Raw genomic sequence first — 4,692 nt, forward strand, 5'->3', positions numbered from 1 at the left:
TATAACATATTATAATAACATTTTAATAACAATATATTTATATATTAGTTTCATCAACTTATAATCAGAGGGAATTAAAGGAAAAAATTATGTGGAGGCGGTGTTTAAATGAACCTTGAAAAAGAACTTGAGGAATGCGGCGAATTATATAATATAGATGAGTTTGAAAAGTTAATTGAAAAATGTGATGAAATACTTGGACAGTATCCCGACAACCATAATGCAATGGGTTATAAGGGAATTGCACTTTGCTTTTTGGACAGGTATGATGATGCCCTTTTAATACTCAAAAGAGCAATCCGACTCTATCCAGACATCTATTACCTATACAACAACATTGCCATGGTTTACTATGATATTGAAGACTATGAAACATCACTTGAATACTGTGAAAAAGGCTTTGAAATAAAGGATTTTTCATGGCTTCGTCAAAACAAGCTTAAAAACCTGGTTAAACTGAAACGTCTCGATGAGGCGAAGAAATTTGACAGGGATGAGGATATCTTTAATCTTACATACATATTGATTTCATTTGATATGCTTGATGATGCTGAAAAGTACTGTTTGGAAAAGCTTGATGAAAATCCCGATGATATGCGAGCCAAAAGGCAGCTGGAATTCATAGAACTAAAAAGGAATTAAAAAATGGTGATTTTATGGAATTTTTACATGAACTAATTGAAATGCTTAATTCTGGTAAATTTGAGGATATAATTTTAAAAATTGAAGATTTTCTTCATGAAAATCCACAATATAAGACTATTGACTATTATCATTTCGCTAATCCTCTTGAAGAGCTTCTCTTTGACAAATATATGGGAGATATCGAATCGGCTAAGGTGCTTGGCCATGATGAGGTTTTAGATGAAATATATGTGATATATTCCATTGCTCATAAGGTTTTGGGAAACGCCGATGAGGAGGAAAGGTATTTAAAGATTGCAAACCAGATCAACCCGGTATCAGCCCAAATACAGATGAGGCTATGCGAGCTTTACCAGTCAAGGCATGAAGAGGAAAAATTAAAGGATTTATCCTGTGACATATTCAGATATGCATATGACGTTGAGATACTGACCTCCAATTATTTCAAGCTGGCGGATTATATATATCACACCAACCAGAACATGGAACTCTATGACCATCTTTTTAACTTATTCATGTTTTTAAAATCAGGTGATGAGTTAAAACCGGTATCTGAAGATATTCAGTATTTGAAAAGCCACAATATACAGGTTGGCGCCAATCCTGAAATACTCATGATGCTTATGTATCTCATTGAAGTCCATACTCAGCAGGGCATGCTGGGAAGTGCTGAATATTTCAAAGGCATTTTCAATGAACTTGCGGAATTTACAAGGTACCTGAATACGTTATAAATCAGATAATTATAAATTTTTAAGATTGGGAGTTAAAAAAAATGTTTGAAAGAGATATAAAAGAGCCAAAACTGGATTTTCCAAATGAAATTTATGAATTTTATGATTCTGATGATGATAAATTCTTAATGGGAGATTTGTTAGGAGGAAATAGGGATAGGGATGATGAGATAATATGCAGAGTACAGACGGTTCATGATTTAAAAAAAATAAAGCACATGTTTGATAATCTAATTCAAATAAAGGATAATTGCATGTCTCCAGTCGGACACAGGTGCTATCTTTTTTTAGAAAACGATGAGATAAAAATTAAAACCATTAAAGAGTTTGTCTTTGATAAAAAATTTAAAACTTCTTTAGGTTTGATAACCAGTCAAGATAAAGGAGAATGGGGCGGCAGTTTAATATTGACTGCAGATGGCGGTGAAGAGTATCATTTTGACAGTTTCAAGTATTCATTTGAACATGTCTTTGAATATGATGATAATGTATATGCAATTTCATCTTTAGCTCATTTGGGAGCTACTGACTCCAGTTTACATGAAATTAGAAAGGTGGATGAAAAGTATGAAATAACTACTGTATTCAAAAGTAATGATATGTATTTTTCCGGACATTATGTAGATGAAAACTATTTGTATTTCTATTCAAATGGTAATTATAATGGATTATGCAGGTTTGATTTAGACAATAATCAACTGGAAATTATCCAGACAAACTTATGTTCGTCAATTGATGTTAACAGTTTAATTAAAAAGGATAATTTCATTTATATCTATGGGGACTATAATATTGTCAAATATGATTTAAATGCTCATGATATAGTTACAATATACACTAATTTGGAGTTAGATGAAATCAGCGAATTCTGGTTTGTAGGAAACGACGTGAAATTAATGGACGTGTGGGATGAGTTAATAATTGAGGAGGAATAAAGATGGATGAGGATAACCTTGAGAAGTTAAAACGTGAAAATGAAGTGGATAATTCCAGATTGGAAGAATTAATCAAACAGGATATAACTCCTGAAATGCAAAAAGAAGTTTTTGAAGTACTTAAGCAATCCAGATTATTCCTGCCGGTTGATTTTGGTCCGGATGCATTTAAAGATATTGAAAATACAAAACCTGGTGATAGAATAGAGGGTCCGAGTGGTTTCAGCATTCAATTTTTAACAGATCATGAAGGAAGAAAAGCAGTACCATTGTTTACCAGTGAAGAAATGATGAAAGAGGCGGGAGCCCGTACGTCAGTAATGGTAATGTATATGGGCGATTTGGCAGACATGTTAAAACAGACTGACAGATATTCAGTCATTGCAATTAACCCGTTTACCCAATTTGATTTGAACATGCCGATAGAGGCATTCTTAAGCCAGTTCAGTGATGAAATTGATATTGAGGATATAAGAAATGATGAATTAAGAGAGTTTTTACATGAAAAAGATTGGTCTGATAATGATGTGAAGGAATTTGGAGATAAATTATTAAAATCAATCATGATTGCCGGTTGTGTTGATGCTGATGATGGTACAAATTTTGTTTTAATATGGAATGATGAAAACAAACCTCATCTTCCATTATTTACAGACATTGATGAGTTTAAAAAGATTTTTGATGAGTATAATGAGGATGTTTATCCTCAGGCATATCATTTCACAGACTTGATTAAGGTTGCTCATGAGGATTTGGTGATAAATCCTGCATCCGAGTCACTGGTGTTGGATTTGAAAATGTTTAAATGATGAAATAAAATAAGATTTCACAAAGCCAAATTTTAATATATTCCGAATTAAAAATAATGTTATTGTAGGTGAATAGTTTGAATATATTTGATATGAGCGAAGGCAATCATGGAATCTTATGGATCGGTCTGCAGTTTCTGATAGTTCTCGATATTTTTTTAATATCCCTGATGCTGATTTTGAATCTGCCTGCAGGCGTCGTATCATTCATTCAAACCTTTGATCTGATCATATGTATATTTCTTTTAACCGAATGGGGAGTAAGCTTTTTAAAAGCAAAATCCAAAAATGATTTTTTAAGAAAAAAGGGTAACTGGCTTGATTTGATTGCATCAATACCATTTGACGCAATACTGCCCATCGTCATGCCTCACGTAAGTCTTTTGAGATATTTCAGACTGCTTAAGCTTTTAAGGGTAATAGTTCTTTTCAACAGTCTCATAAGCAGCCTTGAGAATTTTATTCGCAAGACCAATATCGACAAGGTGATGCTTGGAGTATTTGTCACAATAATCATATTTACACTGGTGCTGTGGAACTGAAGAACCCTGACTTTCGTCGATTCGCTATATTTTGTCATAAAAACAATCACTTCGGTAGGCTACGGGGATATAACTCCCCAGACAATAAATGAAAAGGCCATAACTATCGTGCTGATTTTTGTGGGCGTATTTGTATTTTCAACAATCACTGCGGTATTTTCTTCATTTTTTACAGACCGCCTGATTGATGATGAAAAAATCGAAGAGGATCTGCGTGACGTTAAAAAGGATCTTGATTTGATGCAGACTCAAAATGAAGAGTTAAAACGTGACCTCGATGTTTTGAAAGCTCAGAATGATGATTTGATGTCTGAGATTGGTGAACTGAAGGAACTGGTTAAAAAATGATTTTAGCATAGTTAACTAATATTAGTACTTAAATCATATTCCAAATAAATTAAATTTAATATTAACTGAAATTGATAATTATTATTCAATTAATAACTTTCATACTTTAATATTATATTTAAAATAAATTTAGTTTTTTCTTTAACTATTTTTACTAAAAGATTTAAATTTTTGAATACTTTTTCTCTCCAGGCATATTAATTTTTGAGTTTCATGGGTAAAGTAGTTATGCAAAATTTTCAAAATGTTCGTGGCGATTGAAACAAAAAAATTTTTATGGTGTTAAATACTCTTTTTAAAAATGATACTGATAGTATATTGTTAAGATTATGACGTTTCTCCAACTATCCTCAAACCATTTTATTTCCGCATTTGGTACAGAATTTAACATTTGGCCTATTTTCAAATCCGCATTGACTACATATATTGGTATTCTTAGTTTGATTTTTAAATTTCATAGAATCTTGTTGATCAAAATCAGTATAATCTAATTCATATCTTCCTGTTCTTAACTTTTTAACATTATTTTCTAAATTGTCGCAGTAAGTTAGTAATATTGATTTTTCTTTTGGGTCAATTTTATTATCGCATGATATAAATAAAGCACCAAATGTTTGATAAAGATTATTTGTAAACTCCAAATAATCATTTCCATCTTGTAATTCCATGTCTAATTCAT

The 4,692-nt window shown here is 31.8% G+C and carries 5 protein-coding genes and 1 pseudogene; 5 read left to right on the plus strand and 1 reads right to left on the minus strand.

Going from position 1 to position 4,692, the window contains the following annotated elements; translation table 11 throughout:
* Positions 1-108: 108 nt before the first annotated feature.
* From ACKI2P_RS08615 to ACKI2P_RS08635, 5 genes and pseudogenes are all read left to right on the plus strand, one after another.
* Positions 109-642, plus strand: coding sequence for a tetratricopeptide repeat protein (locus ACKI2P_RS08615; protein WP_407376858.1), 534 nt, complete (start codon positions 109-111; stop codon positions 640-642).
* Between the two features lie 14 nt (positions 643-656).
* The gene (locus ACKI2P_RS08620; RefSeq protein ID WP_407376860.1) at positions 657-1,379 is read left to right on the plus strand and encodes a hypothetical protein; all 723 of its coding nucleotides are present in this window, start codon (positions 657-659) and stop codon (positions 1,377-1,379) included.
* A 41-nt stretch (positions 1,380-1,420) separates the two neighbouring features.
* Positions 1,421-2,314: a hypothetical protein gene (locus ACKI2P_RS08625; RefSeq protein WP_407376862.1), complete on the plus strand. Its 894-nt coding sequence runs from the start codon at positions 1,421-1,423 to the stop codon at positions 2,312-2,314.
* Positions 2,315-2,316: 2 nt separating this feature from the next.
* Positions 2,317-3,123 (plus strand): SseB family protein, encoded by an 807-nt coding sequence (locus ACKI2P_RS08630; protein WP_407376864.1) that lies wholly within the window; start codon positions 2,317-2,319, stop codon positions 3,121-3,123.
* A gap of 92 nt (positions 3,124-3,215) precedes the next feature.
* Positions 3,216-4,013 (plus strand): annotated as a pseudogene (locus ACKI2P_RS08635) (ion transporter).
* A gap of 350 nt (positions 4,014-4,363) precedes the next feature.
* On the opposite strand, the gene ACKI2P_RS08640 reads toward ACKI2P_RS08635, so the two are convergent.
* Positions 4,364-4,692 (minus strand): zinc-ribbon domain-containing protein (locus ACKI2P_RS08640; RefSeq protein WP_407376866.1); only part of this gene is annotated, 329 nt, incomplete at its 5' end.

Origin of the sequence: Methanobrevibacter sp. (assembly GCF_045541095.1) — an archaeon.
GTDB lineage: Archaea > Methanobacteriota > Methanobacteria > Methanobacteriales > Methanobacteriaceae > Methanocatella.